10 protein-coding genes are annotated in these 18,267 nt (G+C 49.8%); 5 read left to right on the forward strand and 5 right to left on the reverse strand.

All coding sequences use genetic code 11. The features are described 5' to 3' along the window. The first annotated feature begins 825 nt into the window (after window positions 1-825). From V2P20_RS14300 to V2P20_RS14320, 5 genes are all read left to right on the forward strand, one after another. On the forward strand, window positions 826-3,138 hold the full coding sequence (locus V2P20_RS14300) for a PAS domain S-box protein (protein ID WP_331819445.1): 2,313 nt from the start codon (window positions 826-828) through the stop codon (window positions 3,136-3,138). Then, window positions 3,122-3,517 (forward strand): response regulator, encoded by a 396-nt coding sequence (locus V2P20_RS14305; RefSeq protein WP_331819447.1) that lies wholly within the window; start codon window positions 3,122-3,124, stop codon window positions 3,515-3,517. The genes V2P20_RS14300 and V2P20_RS14305 overlap by 17 nt, the downstream gene beginning before the upstream one ends. 649 nt (window positions 3,518-4,166) lie before the next feature. Then, window positions 4,167-9,305, forward strand: a complete 5,139-nt coding sequence (locus tag V2P20_RS14310) for an AAA family ATPase (RefSeq protein ID WP_331819449.1) — start codon at window positions 4,167-4,169, stop codon at window positions 9,303-9,305. Between the two features lie 110 nt (window positions 9,306-9,415). After that, a complete protein-coding gene (locus V2P20_RS14315; protein WP_331819450.1) occupies window positions 9,416-10,117 on the forward strand; it encodes a response regulator in 702 nt (233 codons plus the stop codon). A gap of 14 nt (window positions 10,118-10,131) precedes the next feature. Next, window positions 10,132-11,949, forward strand: a complete 1,818-nt coding sequence (locus tag V2P20_RS14320) for an ATP-binding protein (protein ID WP_331819451.1) — start codon at window positions 10,132-10,134, stop codon at window positions 11,947-11,949. Between the two features lie 72 nt (window positions 11,950-12,021). Here V2P20_RS14320 and V2P20_RS14325 read toward each other — a convergent pair whose 3' ends face one another. From V2P20_RS14325 to V2P20_RS14345, 5 genes are all read right to left on the reverse strand, one after another. After that, window positions 12,022-13,203, reverse strand: a complete 1,182-nt coding sequence (locus V2P20_RS14325; RefSeq protein ID WP_331819453.1) for a phosphoglycerate dehydrogenase — start codon at window positions 13,201-13,203, stop codon at window positions 12,022-12,024. A 136-nt stretch (window positions 13,204-13,339) separates the two neighbouring features. Further along, window positions 13,340-13,852: a CDP-diacylglycerol--serine O-phosphatidyltransferase gene (gene pssA / locus V2P20_RS14330; RefSeq protein ID WP_331819455.1), complete on the reverse strand. Its 513-nt coding sequence runs from the start codon at window positions 13,850-13,852 to the stop codon at window positions 13,340-13,342. 419 nt (window positions 13,853-14,271) lie between these two features. Then, window positions 14,272-15,510 carry a glycosyltransferase gene (locus V2P20_RS14335; protein ID WP_331819457.1) on the reverse strand — a complete coding sequence of 413 codons (1,239 nt, stop codon included), beginning with the start codon at window positions 15,508-15,510 and terminating at the stop codon, window positions 14,272-14,274. Window positions 15,511-15,636: 126 nt separating this feature from the next. After that, a complete protein-coding gene (gene lplT, locus V2P20_RS14340; protein WP_331819459.1) occupies window positions 15,637-16,905 on the reverse strand; it encodes a lysophospholipid transporter LplT in 1,269 nt (422 codons plus the stop codon). 115 nt (window positions 16,906-17,020) lie between these two features. Continuing rightward, window positions 17,021-17,857, reverse strand: coding sequence for a UDP-2,3-diacylglucosamine diphosphatase (locus V2P20_RS14345; protein ID WP_331819461.1), 837 nt, complete (start codon window positions 17,855-17,857; stop codon window positions 17,021-17,023). Window positions 17,858-18,267: the final 410 nt, after the last annotated feature.

The raw sequence follows: 18,267 nt of genomic DNA on the forward strand, positions 1-18,267 counted from the left end.
CGATGCACTACGGCCGGACTTCATAATTTGGTTGCTGCCACAATCCGGGCAGGTAATTTCTTGATAACAGGTCATGCTCCATATTATATGAGCAAATCACATATTTGACCCATTACCGCAGTTTTTATCTTGTACTTAGCACCAAATTATCAAACAAATCTGTGCCGTAAGCGTTTAAGAGCGACGCATCATAACCATAATGGGATAGAACGGTCTTTTTTAACGGCTTCTGGATTAGGGTTGCAGAAAGAGAGGCTCTAGACGGACACTAAATCATTGCATCTTATCTTTAATATTAATAATGTTAATAATACAATCTGCAATTCTTTCAACATCAATATTGAAAAAGAATAAAAATCATATATAGTGCTCGAGCTATAAATCACGGTGTATATTCTAAAAATAACAAATAAATACTCCGAACAACAGAAATACAGTCGAGACAAATACTTATCGTACTTTAAATTAGCTCAATTCATCTTAAGCAATCCTTCTCTGACAATAAACAACGTGATATTTTGACAAGGCTCTGATTATTATTGCTTTTCGCAATGACTATTGCTTCACAATCACGCTTGCATAGCATAACAAAAAAGCAAAAATGAAAATATTGTCATATCTGGCATCTGCGCAGAGTCGGCGTTTGAACGTATCCAAGTCGCGTGCGGTTTTTACACGGCATCAGAGTATGACTGTATATCTCCAGGACCATAGCCGAGCAGGAATTTATATATTTTTTCTCACCCAAATTTACTAACTGTAAAAACCCTGCCGCTAATTAAGCAAGTTATGAAATGACCGCACTATAAAAACAAAGATAGCCGTATGCAGTGCAAAAAAGTCGAAATGAAAAAAAGCCATATAAGCACGGATAGTACGTCCAATACTCAAGCTTTGCAGACACTGGAATCACACTTTAAGAATATTATCGAGCAGATGGATGAGATTGTCTTTACTGTTAATCCTGACGGCTGCTTCACCTTTCTTAATCCGGCCTGGCAAGTTCATACAGGATATGAAATAGCCGAAACCATTGGCCAGCCTATCCATAATTTCATTCATTCTGACGATTCACCGATATTTCTAGACTGTTTTGATAATGCAGCAAGGTATTCTGAAATTCGCGTTTTAGATAAATCCAATAATACGTTGTGGTTTAAAATGTCGTTAAAATCTATTCAGGAAAAACCTTGCATTAAGGCGTTTTCTGGCATTTTGACTAACATCACCGCGCAAAAAAATTTAGAAGCATCCGAAATACTTTTTACCTCATTAGTCGAAAATACTTCTGAAATTTTTTTTCAGATAGACAACTTGTCGAAGTTGATTTTTTTAAGCCCCGCCTGGTCAAGAATCACCGGCTATTCTGTCGAGGAAAGCCTTCACCAATCGTTGCTTTTTTATGCGCATGAGGATGACCGTAGCAATGTCTTGCGCTTTCTGCACGCTAAACGCGATCCGAGGACCACTTCAAGTTGCCTTGATTTCAGGCTTGTTACTCAAAGCGGTCAAATTCGTTGGGTTTCAATGCGTTTTCGTACCAGTGGCTCCGGTTTTCACTCCATTGGTAAAATAACCGGAACACTGCAGGATATCACTGTACAAGTGAATGCCGAGAGAGACCAGAGAATCTGCAATGAACAGTCGATAACGACGGCATTGAATGACGGCATCTGGAATTGGAATCTGCTGACGGATGAAGTCTACTTCTCACCCCGCTGGAAGGAAATGATGGGGTATGCTGACGATGAATTAGAAAACGCTTATTCCACCTTATATAAACTGATTCATCCCGATGATCTCAAGGAAGAAAAAGCAAAATTAACAAGTTGCCTGCAGAGCAAAAATAATCTCTACGAAACCGTTTATCGCCTGAAAAACAAAAGCGGCGGCTGGATCTGGATCTTATACCGCGGCATTATTACGCGCGACGCATCAGGAATGGCGTTACACATAACGGGATCGCATACTGATATCACCCCACTTAGACAAATTGAAGAAGCGCTGATAGAGCGGTACCGGGAACTCAACGCCATATTCAGCATGAATCCCGATGGCCTTGTTACATTCACCTCAAATAACTGCCTAAGTTCGGTCAATCATACGTTTTTGTCAATGACTGGCTTTTCATCTGAAGAGCTTACGCTGATTTCTGAAAGCGAATTTACTGAGAAAATGCGCTCAATCAGCGCACCTGATTTAGCTTATGCCGTTGATAAAAATCAACCCTTCATAGTAAAAATCCAGCCGATATGCAGCCAAATAAAGAGTCCTTCACCTGCCCGGCACGATAATAAGTTGAACGCTGCCTACCTGAACTCAAATGCGCGGATACTGAAAGTCACTACCTGTGAATTCACCAACGAATCTATATCAAAAATAATCTATTTCCGCGATGTTACGATTGAAACGGAAGCTGATCACATGAAATACGAGTTTTTGTGTAATGCTGCTCATGAATTGAGGACACCTATGTCCAGCGTGTACGGCTTTACTGAATTATTACTGACACGTGAGTTTGATAAAGTAATCAAGCAGGAAATATTACAAAATATCCATCAACAATCGGCTAGTATGGTGAGAATGATTAATGACCTGCTAGATCTGGCAAAAATTGAAGCGCGTACAGGAAATGCCTTTCATTTTGCGGTCCATCCTCTGGAATCTGTCGCCAGGCAAGCATGCGCAGAATTCATGATACAAGGCGATACACGCACAATTAAAACACTATTTAAGGATGAATCTCATCTTGTCTATATGGATATTGATCAAATCAAACGCGCACTGACAAATATCATTAGCAATGCATTCAAATACTCACCTGACGGCGGAGAGATCAGCATCGATATCTGCCAGCGTAACAATATCGGCAGATCAAACGAAGTTGGCGTGCTGATTAAAGATCATGGAATCGGCATGACGCAGGAAGAAGTATCCCGCATGTTTGACCGTTTTTGGCGAAGCCCCAACGCCAATCACATCGCCGGGACTGGACTAGGCATGCCACTGGTAAAAGAAATCATGAACATTCATCAAGGCCACATCGAAATATCGAGCACACCTGGACTAGGAACAGAAGTTGCTTTGTGGTTCAAGGAAAACAAATATGAAGGACGGAAGGATGGAAATCATTGCTAACGAAGACCAACAATTGACCACGCTTTTAATAGTTGATGACATTGCCGAGATGAGAAAACTTCTCAGGCTAACGTTCAGCGATGGCAACTATCAAATATTCGAAGCCCCAAACGGCAAAGAAGCGTTAAAGATTATTCTAGAGGAAAAACCGGACATCATTTTGCTCGATATTATGATGCCCGGCGATATTGACGGCCTGGCTGTCTGCGATTTTGTCAAATCGTCAACGCTCAAAAATTGCCGGGTTATCTTATTGACAGCAAAAGGACAGAAAAAGGATTTTCAAAAAGGGCTTGAGGCAGGCGCGGATATTTATATAACCAAGCCGTTTAGCCCGATCGCGCTGCTCGAGCGTGTTGAAAATATGAAAAGACAATAGCCGCTCATTCCTTCTCGCTCGTCCCCAGCCGCTTTGCAACGCATGATACTTAAAATTGCAATATCGGACGCCCCGATTAACTGGCGCCGGCTGTAACTGTCGACAAAAAGCAGGCAATTGCTCAGGCGGCTTCTCTAGGGTGTTTGCGCTCGAATTTGATCGGGGAACGATAGCATAATGTAGAGCTTGAGCACCATTCGGATACAGCCATACATCCGGCTGGCAAACCGAACCCTGTAAATTTTATAAGCGGTCTTAGTAAGTAGTTATACTTATTTTTTTATTTTACCTTCAGCCTTAATATCGCAGTTTTACTCTCAGCCCTGATAATTGCATTTTTTGTCCTCTGTTTTTTGACTAAGGACATAACACAGCAGTAATTCGATAAAAAAGCCATGTCACCCACCATTAACAAAGCAAAAACGAAGCAGGTTCAAATCCTGAGGATTCAACACGATGATATGTGTTCAAATTTCATGGATGAGAAAATATCGTTGCTTGTAATGAAATTAGCAGCGTACTTGCATCCTGTGGGCGCCGAATGGCTTACTTTGCGAAATATAGCGAACTTCATATAGCAATTGGGGGCGAAGCAAGACTTAAAATTCAATCGGCGTTAATACCAAATACGCGCAACTTACAACAGCAAATGATTGATATATCGATAAAAAATCAACTGCAGGACGCGCCGAAACTGGGCAACTACATTGTTAGCGAAAAGCTGGGAGAAAGCTTGCAGGCAGTGGTGTTCAAAGGCTATCACAAACACGTCCCCGACCAGCCGTTGATCATCAAACTGCTGAAGCAGTTGTCGAGTTGGGACGACCAATCCCGGTATTTGCGCCAGAAAATTGAACGCCTGAAAGTGCTTCACGATCCGCGCGTTTGTACGCCGATTGCACTGGAATCATACGGCGATCTGCAGTTTATCGTTCAGCCCTGGTTCGCCGGACAACCGCTGAACCATTGGGCAAAAAAGCAAGACAGGCTCGATCTCAACAGTTTTTTTACGCTGGCCTGCTCATTAGCCGATACACTGCAAGCTGTGCACGATGCCGGCATTACCCACGGAGGCGTCAAACCCCACAATATTCTGCTGCAGCCCGGAACGCTGACCTTGAGGCTGACCGATTTCATAACGCCGCTGGACATCCGTGATGTCAGCCATTTTATCTACGACCCGGAATTTGTACGCCATACCTTGGCCTACACCTCGCCGGAACAAACCGGCCGCATCAACTACAGAGTCGATTTTTCCACCGATTTGTATTCATTGGGGATTGTATTTTATGAATTGCTTACCGGCCAGCTGCCGTTTTTTTCCAGCGATCCCCTGGAGCTGATTCACTCTCATCTGGCCGAAGAAACGCCTAAAGTCAATCAGCTCAAGCCGCAGATCCCCCGGGTTCTGGCCGATATTATCGCCAAGCTCACCGTCAAGCAGCCGGAGAAACGTTACCAGAGCACCTCAGGTCTGCTGGCCGATTTAAACCGTTGCAAGCAAGAATACGCCGACACGGGCAGCGTATCGGCGTTTGCAGTAGGCCAGCATGATCGCAGCCGCCGGGTCATTTTCATTTCAAAAATGGTGGGCCGTCAGGCAGAAAGCCAGCTGATACAACAGCAATACAATGATGTCATCAGCGGCAAATTCCGCTCGGTCTTTATTTCCGGACTGTCCGGCATTGGCAAAACCCGGCTGATTCAGGAACTGCAAAAACCGCTGGTCAAAAATCGCGGTTACTTCACCTCCGGCAAGTTCGACCAGTATCAGAAAAACATTCCCTACAGTTCACTGATTCAGGCACTGCGCAATCTGATGCGCATTTTTTTGACCGAAAGCGACATGCAGGTTCAACAATGGCGGACCAGAATACTCGAGGTCGTAGGAAACAGCGGCAGCGTCATCATCGATGTGCTGCCGGAACTGGAATTCATCATCGGCCGCCAGCCGGAAGTGCCGCATCTGCCGCCCGTGGAAGCCCGCAACCGCTTCAATAACCTGTTCGGTCGTTTTCTGGCCTGTCTGGCCAGCGAAGACAATCCGCTGGTGCTGTTCATCGACGATCTGCAATGGTGCGACAGCGCAACCTTCGATTTTTTACAAAACCTGTTCGACAACCATCATGAACATCCCTTCCTGTTTTTCATGGGCGCCTATCGGCACAATGAAGTCGACAACAGCCATCCGTTCAGCAAGCTGATCCGCAAGATTCAGGAAAACAACAGCCCGTTCGCGGAAATTCGCGTAGAGGCGCTCACCGACTCCGACTGCCACGAGATGGTGGCCTACATCCTCGATTCTTCACTGGAAGCCACGGCCAATCTGGCGGAATTTATCGCCCATCTCACCGAAGGCAACCCGCTGTTCGTCAGTGAGAGCCTGGCCTGGCTGTATAACGAGGGATTGCTGAATACCGATGACGAACATCACTGGCATTGGGATATCAAGCGGATTCGCGACACGCAGATGCCGACCTCGGTGGTGGAACTGTTCAGCTCCAAAGTAGGCAAACTGCCCTTCAAAACCCTGCACATTCTCGACCACTGTGCCTGCATGGGCAACCGCTTCAGTGCGGAAGATGTGGCGCTGGTGCTGGATATTCGCATCGAACAACTCTTCGAGGATTTGAAGCCGGTATTGAATCTGGGCATGCTGCTGGAAAACAAATCCGATCTGCAATTTGTCCACGACCGGGTTCAGGAAGCGGTGCTGCGCCAGGTCGATCCCCAGGCCAAGCCCGCCATTCACTGGCGCATAGGCAACCGACTGCTGCGAGCGGTGCCGGCAGGAACCCATCTTGAAGCGCTTGACAACCTGTTTACTATAGCCGCCCACCTCAATCTGGGCCGTCCGGCGGACATGGATCACGAGCTGGCTTACCGGCTGGTCAATATCAACTTCCATGCCGGCAACAAGGCGCTGGATGCATTGGCCGGCGATGCCGCCAACGATTTTTTCCAGAAAGCCCACGACTATCTGCCGGCCAATTGCTGGCAGCAGGCTTACGATCTGACTTTCCGCATTTATCAGCGCCTGACCAAGACCGAGCTGATGTGCGGCCGTTACGAAAAATCGGAAGTGCTGATCAATTATCTGATCGAACACGCCGTCAGCGACCTGGATAAAGCCGAAGCCCTGGCCGAACAGACCACGTCATTGTCTTCGTTCGGCAACTTCAACAAGGCGATAACTACCGCCAACCGCGGCCTTGCCTATTTCGACAAGTCAATTCCGGAACAACCCGAAATAGCCAGGCAGCGGATGCTGGACTTGATGGCGGAAATCGAACAGCAGGGCGACGTCTGGACAACCATCCTGCATATGCCTTTTACCCATGACCGCAAAAGCAAGATCGAACTGGCGTTCTACAGTGAGCTGATCCCCGATCTCTACATGTCCGGCCTGGTGCCGCAACTGTATCTGTCAGCGGCGCAATCGACGCTGCATTGCCTGCACGGCGGCATGGATGAATCGGTAATTTATTCGTTTTCGATCATGGGCCTCAACCTCGGCGAGCAGGGCAAGTTCGAACTGGCTTTTCTTTACCAGGATCTAGCCCACGACCTGTGCGAAAAACACCCGAATACTTTTGGCGCCACCCGCGGCATGAACGGCATTGTCTGGTGCAATATGCACTCGCGCAGCCATCCGGCCGAAATCGTCGAATACAGCCACAAAGCCATACAGTGCGGCAAAAATTGCGGCGACTTGTATAACGCCGGCCTGTCCTATGGACCGTTGATGTGGAATTTGCAGGTGCAGGGCAAAAATCTGCGCCTGATTGAAGAAGCCGCCGAGGAATGCCTGCATTTTTCCCGCAAGAACCAGCTATCGTTCTCGGTCGGTCTTGCCGAAGCCGTGCTGGCCGGTTGGGTGGCGCCGATGAAACCCGATTACCAGCCGGTGGACATGGCCGAAACGCTGGCGCGCTGGGAAGTCGATAATTATGTCGCCGCTTCCGGCAGTTATTTTGCACTGCTGGGTTTCGCCCAGCATTATCTGGGCGATTACGCGGCGGCGGCTGTGTCCTTGCAAATGGTGGAACGCTATCTGCACGGCTTGACCGATAACGTGCTGAAACGTCTCTGGTATGTCTTCCGTATCGTCAATCGCCTGCGCTGGCCGGAAGGCGCCGACTGGCCTAAGCTCGAAGCGGAAATCGCACCGCTGCTGGCCGAACTGGAAACCTGGGCCCGTCTCGGACCGTTGCTGAAACCGTTTCTGGCCTTTGTCTACGCCGAGATGGCCCGCGCCCAGAGCCAGATGCGCGACGCCCGCAACTTGTATCTGGATGCGATCGCGGTCGCTCAGGCACAAAACTACGGCCTGCTCACCGGACATCTGTATGAAGCATTGGCCGAGGTGGTAACAGCCGGTAATCTCGGCGATGCCGAACTTTACTACAGCGCAGCGCGGCGCGCGTATAGGATGTGCCGCGCCGATCGCAAAGGCGCCCTATTACAGCAGCGGCACCCTTATACTTACACCGAGCTCGAGAATACAGTTCGTCTCGAAAAAAATGTTGCTCTTGACGCGCCGGCTACTCTGCCGAACCTCGACATCAATTACCTCATGAAATCGGCGCTGGCTCTGTCGGCGGAAGTCGATCTTAATCTGCTCATGCAAAAAATCATGACCGTAGTGCTGGAAAGTTCGGGAGCTCAGCACGGCTACCTGCTGATCAGGGAAGCCGATGAACTGCTGGTCGCAGCGGAAAGCCATGTCGGCAAAAAACACATCGTTAATCGCCAGTATCTCAGCCTTGACAAGACCCGTAGCGGCATCAGCCGCGCCATCGTCAATTACGCGCTGCGCACGCGCAAAAAAGTGTTATTGCATGATGCGATGACTGAAGGCGAGTTTCAGGATACTCCGGAAGTGCAGGCATTAAGGCTGCGTTCGGTCCTGTGCCTGCCGATCATCAAACAAAACGAATTAATCGGCCTGCTCTATCTGGAAAATCGACTGTCAACAGGCGTATTCACCCCTGAAAAAACCGATATGACCGAGTTATTGACCGCTCAGGCTGCAATTTCTCTGGAAAACGCCCGCCTCCTGGAACAAACCCGACTCGCCTATACAAAGCTTCAGGAAAACCAGGAGCACATGCTGCAGATGGAAAAACTCTCGGCATTGGGAACCCTGGTCGGCGGTGTCGCGCATGAGATCAACAATCCGCTGATGGGCGTCATGAATTTTGTCGAATTCGCCGCAGATAGAAGCGCTGATAAAAAATCGAAGGAAATTCTCGATCAGGCGCTGCAGCAGATCCACCGCATCAAGAAGATTGTCAGCAACATGCTGGTCTTTGTTCATAACAGATCAACCCCAAGCGGCACCTGCCAGATTACTGAGGTGGTCAGGCAAAGTCTGTTGCTGCTGGAAGGCGAATTGAACAAGAAAAGCATAAAGGTGGAAATCGACGCCGCCGACGATCTGCCGTCCATCCATTGCTGTGCCGATAGCCTGCAGCAAATCCTGGTCAATCTGCTCATCAATGCCCGCGACGCGCTGGCTGATAGCCATCAGCCGCTGATCAAGATCGCAATCAGGCGCATGGAAGACATGCTGGAACTGAGCGTGGCCGATAACGGCCCGGGCATCCCGCAGGATGTGCAAACGAAGATTTTTGATCCGTTTTTTACCACCAAGCCTCCCGGAAAAGGTACCGGCCTGGGCTTGTCGGTCATACGCCGCCTGGTTCAGGATGTCGGGGGCAATATACAGGTGGAGAGTTCACATGGACACGGCTGTTGCATGCGACTTCGATTTCCCCATGTTTGAGCGTTTAACTTTCCCTTACACATAACTTGTGGATACTGAGACTGCCATTTATGGCCAGGATTCCTCAGCGCTTGAGCATTTAAATTTCTATAAACAAGAGACAAAAATATATGTTAAATAAAATTCTGGTAATAGACGATGACCCCGCAGTGCGCGGCGCTTTCAAACTGATTCTGGAAGAAGACAATTTCTCGGTCCAGGAGGCTGAGGACGGTTTGCAAGGCATTGAAATGGCTCTTGTCGAACGTCCCGACCTGATCTTTCTCGACCTGCGCATGCCCGGCATCGATGGCGTGGAAACCTTGCGCCGGCTGAAGACCATCGATGAAACGCTGAACATTTATATTGTCACTGCCTTTTCTAACGAATATATGGAGCAGTTGAAAGACATACATGAGGAAGGCTATAAATTCGAACTGGCCAGCAAGCCGCTGTCGTCCACACAAATCCGCAATATTGCCCAGATCGCCCGTATTGCCGCGCCCCGGCTAGAACGGCGCGCAACGCAGCATAAACTTGTCCTGACCCTGTATGTGGTATCCTTGAACAACGAAACCCGCCGACTGGTCGAGCAGATTACGGCCGCGCTCGCCAACCTTTACGATCCCGGCCATTGGGTTTTAAACGTAGTTGAAGTACTGGGCATGCCGGAGAAAGCGCTTGAAAAAGATGTATTTGCTACGCCCATGCTGGTGCGCGATATGCCTGAACCCGTGCTGAAACTGCTCGGAGACTTGTCGAGGGTGCCATCAATCATCGCGGCCATTACCACCGAAGCTAAAGGAATTGGCGTACAAACCATCATCGTTTAAGAAACTGTTCGACTATGGCCGCTCACTCTTTCAAGCTTGACCTGATACTGGACACTATCACCGATGGTGTTTTGGTTGTAAATAGCCAGGGCGTCGTACTCTATGCCAACCAGGCCGCCGAAACCCTGCTGGCGCGCAGTCCGATAATCGGCCAATCGTTGGCGATTCCGCTCAATCCTGATAACGACAGCTATCAGGACATTAATCTGATCCGGCCGGACGGACTCGCCTGGGCAGAAATGCGTTCCTCGCCGCTGGAATGGGACGGACAACCGGGCTATGTCATCGCCTTGCGCGACATTACCGAACGCAAGCACATGGAGTTGGAACGGCAAAAGTTTGTGTCGCTGGCCGACAACAGCATGGAGTTCATCGGCATGTTCGACATGAATTTCAATCCATTCTATATCAACGAAGCCGGCATGCGCCTGATCGGTCTCGATAGCCTGGAGCAGTGCATTCGAACGCCAGTCCAGGAGTTTTTCTTTCCCGAAGATCAGGGCTACATCCTTGAGGAATTTTTCCCGCGCGTCCTGCGCGATGGTCATGCTGATGTGGAAATCAGATTCCGTCATTTCAAGAGCGGCGCACCCATCTGGATGATCTACAATGTATTCTTCATCAAAGACTGCAACGGTGAGCCAGTCGGCATCGCCACCGTGAGCCGCGATATTTCCGAGCGCAAACAGGCTGAGGCCGCCCTGCTCGAAGCCGATCAGCGCAAGGACGAATTCCTGGCCATGCTGGCCCACGAACTGCGCAATCCGCTGGCGCCGATCAGCAACGCCGTGCAGATCATGAAACGCTCCGGCCTGGACGAAACACGGCTGACCTGGTGCCGCGACATCATCGGTCGCCAAGTCGAACACCTGGTCCGGCTGGTGGACGACCTGCTGGATGTCTCGCGCATCAGCCGCAACAAAATCGAACTCAAGAAGGAACCGCTCGAGGTATCGGCCATTGTGCAGCGGGCGGTGGAAACCAGCCAGCCGCTGATCGATGCCCGCCGTCATGAATTCACGGTACAGCTGCCGCCTGAGCAGGTTTATGTCGAAGGCGATCTGGTCCGATTGTCGCAAGTCGTGTCGAACCTGCTCAACAATGCCGCCAAGTACACCGATGAAGGCGGCCGCATCAATCTGGCCGTTGAGCCAGCGGGCGATGAAATCTTCATCCGCGTCCGCGACAACGGCCGGGGTATCGATCCCTCGGCGCTGTCAGGCCTGTTTCAACTGTTCTATCAGGTGGACCGCACCATCGACCGCGCCGAGGGCGGTTTGGGCATTGGGCTTGCGCTCGTCAAAAGCCTGGTGGCGATGCACGGCGGTGAGGTGTGGACCTACAGCGAAGGCCGGGGCAAAGGCAGTGAATTTGTCATCCGGCTTCCCTGCCTGCGGACATCAACGGTCGCGCCAATTTTCTGTCAGACAGGCGCCAGGCCGGATGAAGGCCCGCTCCGCATTCTGGTAGTCGACGACAACCGCGATGCCGCCCAGAGCCTGTCCATGCTGCTGACCAGCGAAGGCCACGCTGTACGGTTGGCCTATGACGGTTACACGGCACTGAAAGTCGCTCTGGCTGAACGGCCGCAGATTATGCTGCTCGATATCGGCCTGCCCGGCATGGACGGCTACGCGGTCGCGCGGGCGCTCAGGCAAGATCCCGCCCTGAAAAGGATGCAACTGATCGCATTGAGCGGCTACGGACGGCAAGGTGATCATGAACAGGCGAAAACAGCCGGATTCAACGGTTATCTAACCAAGCCGGTCGATTTTGACGAACTACAGGGCGCCTTGACCCAACCATCATTTCCCGACCATATACCCAGCTAGGTCCGTCTTTGCATCGCGAATGGGTCACGGCAAAATCTCTAGGCAAAAATTGAATATTTGCGGAAAACTTTTTCAAATCGCCCGCACTGAAAGCACTCCCTGAATGGAACTTAGTCGAGCAAGGGCTTCCATCGGGACTTTATCGTTTATATCGAGCAACGAATAAGCATAATCCCCGCGAGACTTATTCAACATATCAACAATATTAATCCTGCTCTCTGCCAGAATCGCAGTAATCTGACTGACCATGCCGGGGACGTTTTTGTTAGCAATCGCAAGCCGAAAGCCATCGTTAAGAGGCAAATTGACATCCGGAAAATTGACCGAATTGCGAATATTGCCGTTTTCCAAAAAGTCACGCACCTGTTGAGAAACCATAGCAGAGCAATTATCCTCTGCTTCAGCGGTCGATGCGCCCAGATGCGGCAATACGATTGTCCGCGGATGATTCAACAAGGCCCGCGATGGAAAATCCGAAACATAAGCATGAAGTTTAGAAGATTCCAGCGCCGCCAGGACGGCAGTTTCCTCGACTATTGCGGCTCGCGAGAAATTCAGCAAAGTCGCTTTGGGCTTCATCTTATCGATGCATAACTCATTAATAAGCTGTCGGGTATGGTCATTCAGCGGTACGTGCAGACTGACAAAATCCGAGCCTGACAACAGCTCATCCAAGCTGCCGGCAGGAATGGCATCTGCTGAGAGTCGCCATGCACTTTCCACAGTAATCTGGGGATCGAACCCCACTACTTTCAAACCGAGAGCCGTAGCGGCATTGCTCACTTTTACGCCAATGGCACCCAGCCCCACTACGCCCAATGTCTTGCCGGCCAACTCGAATCCCGAGAAGCGCTTCTTGCCCTGCTCAACTAACACATCAAGTGATTCCCCATCTCCATCGAGATTTTTTGCGAAATACCAGGCATCGGCAATATTGCGCGCCGCCAGCAACAGGCCGGCGATAGTCAGTTCAGTCACGGCATTTGCATTGGCGCCCGGCGTGTTGAACACGGGAATGCCTCGCTTTGAGTACTCGGAAACGGGAATATTGTTAACGCCAGCACCCGCTCTGCCCACGGCTTTAACGGTCTGTGGGATGGGGATATCATACAGATCGTGAGAGCGCAGCAGAATCGCATCAGGACGTTCAATCTCCGGCCCGACTTCATAGCGTTCAGCCGGAAATTTTTCCAGACCGCTGCTTGACAAGGCGTTATAGGTTTTGATCTTGAATATGGGTGAATAGTGATTCATCGTAAAACCCTGCAACTAATATTGAACTCTGATATCGCTTATTGGAACCGGTCCGCACCTCACCCCCTGCACCCAATAATATTTCTTTAGCTAAATTATTTGCCCAGAAAAATAGGCAAAAACAGCCCTGTTCGCTTCAAAATATTCGAGAAACCTTAATGGTGGAAACCATTAATAAACCTTGGATCAATATAATGATTGGCCAAAAATTCAAGCTGACCGGATTAGCGCTGTAAATCAAAAAAAGAATGGGGAACAAAACGCCATTGACAGTAATAGGCACGCCTTCGAAACCGGGTGCATCGGAAACATTGTATCTGGCCAGTCTAAGCATGCCGCAAGTGATGAAAAACACTGATAAGGCAGATATCAATATTCCCGGGACATTCAGTGAATAAAAAAGCAGCATGGGCGCAAGGCCGAATGAAACCAAATCCGACATTGAATCGATTTGTCTTCCAAAAAGATTTTTCTGATGCAATAAACCGGCTATTTTTCCATCCAGTACATCGAAAATCACCGCTAAAAACAACAATGAAGCGCTTAGATTGAAGTCGCCCTCGATCGACATCGTGATGGACAGTATTCCGCACGATAAATTGGCAATAGTGAAGATATCAGCTAATTTCAACAGTTTTAATATGTTCATATCAACCTACGACATGCCCGACAAATAGCACTACACTATTGCCTTTTGAATTGATTCACTGCGCCCTGAAAAGTCGCCCTGATGCTGAACGGCTCAATAGCGGCGCCACCGGATTGTCTGAGAACTTATAAGCAATAGTAATTCGGCTTTGTGACAGTTTGATGAAGCATTCCCGACTTCCGGCCGGATTTTCATTTAAGGCGATGATTGGGATATGGTTGAATAACCTCAATTCGGTTTAAGCCTCATGAAGAAAGGGTAGTCGACCGATCCAATATGCGCGTAGGTGCGAATTCACTTGTGCCCTTTAGGGTATTCGCACTCAACAAAAACCTATTGCCTTTTAGGAAGCCTGCATGCGTCCCGGGTCGAATACCCACGAGGGGCACAAGTGAATTCGACCCTACAGTTGCATACCATCAGTTACGGAATTTGAAGCTATAGTAAGAAGCGAGGCCGGCAGTGTATGAACGGCGCTGACTGTCGGCTCCCGATGCCAGAGTAATTGCCGCCCGCTGATTTTTGGTAAGCGATAAAGGCGGAAGACGGTCTTCGAGCAACGTATCGACAATCGTTGCCGAAGCGGCAGGTTGGGCAAAACGCAGGGCATTGGCTTTCATTCGGCTCAACCTGGTTGGATCCTCCAGCAAGCGCTCCAGTTTGAAAGGCAGCGTCGTCAAATCGTTACACTTGACAGCAATACCTTCTTCCAGCAAATGATCGCTATTTCTTTCCTCTTGTCCGGGAATGGGAGAAACCACGCACATGGGCAACCCGCAGGCGATAGCCTCGGAGGCCGTCATGCCGCCGGGCTTGCCGATAAAAATATCGGCCATCTTCATCAGCTTGTGCATTTCGCCGCTGTAACCCAGAACCTTGAATCTTGAGCTTCGGCTATCGACCAGTTGCCGAATACGCTGTTTCAGTTCATCGTTGCGCCCACAGACGACCAGTGTCTGCGCATCGCTATTCAGATTAAGCATCCGCTCCACCATGAACTCGGTCGGTCCTACGCCAAGGGCGCCCGCCGACAGGAGCAGAACCGGTTTTTCCGGATTCAATCCGAGACGAAGCCTTTCTTCTTCGCGGTTGATGGATTGCTGAAAAACGGGATCTATGGGTATGCCGGACACCGTAATCCGCTCACTGGGAATCCCGAGCATTTCAAGGTGCGCCCTGGTTTCATCGATGGCGACAAAATAGCGATGGAATGAGCGCGACAGCCACATGGCATGAAAATCGAAATCCGTGACCACGATGGACAAATGCGCCTGTAACTGGTTGGTCGCGATCAGATGGGAAATGATGCCGGCTGGCATGTAATGCGTGCAGACCGTGATATGCGGATTGAATTCCCGGATAAACCGCACCAGCGGCTTGGTATTGAGCCGGTCTATCATGTGCCGCATTCTGTCCGTGTACCAGGGTTCGTCGCTGGTTTTGTACCACCAGCCGAGAAAATTCGGCGCGGACCGCACCAGCGATGTGTAAAAGCTGGAATAGAAATCCCGGAACAGCTTGTTGGTGTACTGCAGCGCATCGTTGCTGATGACTTCGACGACCCGACCGTCAGCGGCAAAAGACTTCTCCAAAGCTTCGGCAGCTTTAATGTGACCGGTTCCCGCACCCGCCGACATAATCAAAACCCGTTTCTTCATTTGTGGATAACCCGCCTGTTTGAGTTATTTGAAAACTGGACGAGGTTGTCAATTACACGCGCGCCAATTCCAGCTTGCTCCCGGGACTCAAATAAGGCCCTGCCTGGAACATGCTGACGCTCCTTTTTATCTGTCCTGATCGTGACCATGTTTTTTAGTAAGCCACCCCATAGTAATCGATACAAACAGCCCAAACACGATCACGATCGTATTCACCGAAAGTCCCGCCTTAATCATCAGCGCATAAGCGCCAAGCATCAATAAAATGCTTAGATTTTCGTTGAAGTTCTGCACGGCGATAGAGTGCCCGGAGCCCATCAACTGGTGCCCCCGGTGCTGCAGCAAGGCGTTCATCGGTATCAAAAAACTGCCGGCCAGGGTCCCGATCAGTATCAGCATCAGCACCGCCAGCCGCCAATCGGTCACCCATATCATCGCCAATACAACGAATCCCATGGCTATCCCCAAGGGCAATACTTTCACGGCATGCGCCAACGGCACAGCCTTGGCCGCCACCACAGAACCGATGGCGAGGCCTACCGCGACGACTGCCGTCAATTGCGTCGCCTGCTCCAGATCAAGCTGCAGCGCTGCCGCAGACCAGGCAAGAATGATGAAACGCAAGCTCGTTCCCGCACCCCAGAACAGGGAGGTTACCGCGAGAGACACCTGCCCCAGCGGATCTTTCCACAGAAGCAGAAAAGTCCGCCAGAAATCTGCCAACAGAAACCCTGGCGTTCGTTTCGATAAAGTATGCTCAATAGGCAGTTTGGGAATGTAATAATTGAGTATCGCCGCCGTCAGATAAAGGCCCAGAATGACAAAAATCGCGAATTCCGGAGCGGTATCGATACCGCCATTGAACTCAAGCCCGCCCAGGCTCTGGACAACCAGATCCTCGACACGATGGCCAATCAACAAGCCGCCAAAAATAGCGCCCGAAATGATGGCCGCCACGGTCAGCCCTTCCATCCAGCCATTGGCCCATACCAGTTTATCGGCAGGAAGATACTCGGTCAGGATGCCGTACTTGGCCGGCGAGTACAGCGCCGCGCCAATGCCGACGAAACCGTAAGCGAGCAGCGGATGCAACCCCAGCAGCATCGCCGTGCAGCCTACTATCTTGATGCTGTTGCTGATGAACATGACCTGCCCCTTCGGCAGCGCATCGGAGAATGCGCCGACAAAAGGTGCGAGCACGATAAAGGCGCAGACGAAAAACTGCTGTAAAACGGGCGTTTGCCAGGAAGGCGCATTCAGCTCCTTGAGCAGCGCGATAGCGGCAAAGAGAAGCGCGTTATCCGCCAGCGATGAAAAAAATTGTGCCGCAAGAATGGTGTTGAAACCTCGGCTTATGGAGTTATCTGCGCTGCGCGATTTTACCGAAACTACCATTATCGTACCCTAAATGGTTGAAGATTTATTTCATGGAGTCCAGCGGCTGCAAACTTGAACCGGAACAAGCGATAAGGCCCCATAAACTTGCTGACTGCATTGATATTTATTGAATTCATTGTCGTTTTATATTGCCGCGTTTAGCCATTAACCAGTTTATCTGTTTAGGCATATCAGCTTCCTGAGCTTCATTATGAGCAAGGGCCAGTTGAGTCTTGTGCCACTTCACCAGTTCCAGAGCGCCATTGGCGTGTTCCACTATGGCCGTGCAGCTTTCCACGAAATCGCCTGTGTTGATATACAAAAACCCTTCTATCTCCTTGATTTCGGCATGGTGTATATGCCCGCAGATAACGCCGTCCAGGTTCTGGTCTCTGAGCGTGCTGACGATGCTTTCTTCATAATCGGAAATGAACTGAACCAAATTCTTGACTTTGAATTTGACGAAAGCCGCAAGGGAAAAGTGCGACTGTATGCCGAACCAACGCCTGGCCATTCGTAAAAAGCGATTGATTTCAAGCAGAAGGTCGTATCCCACGCTGCCCAGCTTGGCAATCCACTTATGGTATCTGGCGATCGTGTCGTATTCGTCGCCGTGGACCACCAGGAATTGCTTTCCTGCGGACGTAATATGAACATCCGAGTTTTTCACGATGATGTCGCCGAAGACATAATCGTGGTAGTCCCTTACGTTTTCGTCATGATTGCCGGGTATGTAAATAATCTGGGTGCCATGCCGCGCTTTTCTCAGCACCTTCTGGATTACCGTATTATGGTCTCTGGGCCAGTACGATTTCTTGGAAAGCGCCCAAAAATCGATAATGTCGCCGACCAGGTAAAGCTTTTCGCTGTCGTTGTGCTTTAGGAAATCCAGCAAAACATCCGCCTGGCACTGGGTAGAGCCCAGGTGGAGATCAGAAATCCAGATGGTGCGATAGGAATGATTGTCCATAATAAAAATGTCAATGTTATGAGGCGCTTTAAGACTGCTCGCTTAACCGTTGCTCATTGAAATTACCGTGGCTCCCCAGACAACATGTTGAACTGTTTTGCAAAGTCATGATCGCGCATAAATCATCCCCCAAGGCAATGTTAGGATCAGGCAACACTATTCTCCATAGTGAATGAAGGGTTTCCTTTAGAAGAGCCTACATCTGTGGAATGCTAGCAAAAGGAAATGAAATTTATGTTACAAGCATTGCGATGGCATTATTTAATGCTGAAAACCGGTACACGACTGCCCACAGGCAAAATGCCTGTTAAAAAATTGACGCGCGGAATCGGATGAAGTTGATTTGAAGAGGTTCTTCGTAAATCAGCTTCAAATTTTTATTGAACAGGACATAGGCAAGCCTGTGGGGG

The sequence above is a fragment of the Methylobacter sp. Wu1 genome, from assembly GCF_036553575.1.
In the GTDB taxonomy this organism is placed as follows: domain Bacteria; phylum Pseudomonadota; class Gammaproteobacteria; order Methylococcales; family Methylomonadaceae; genus Methylobacter.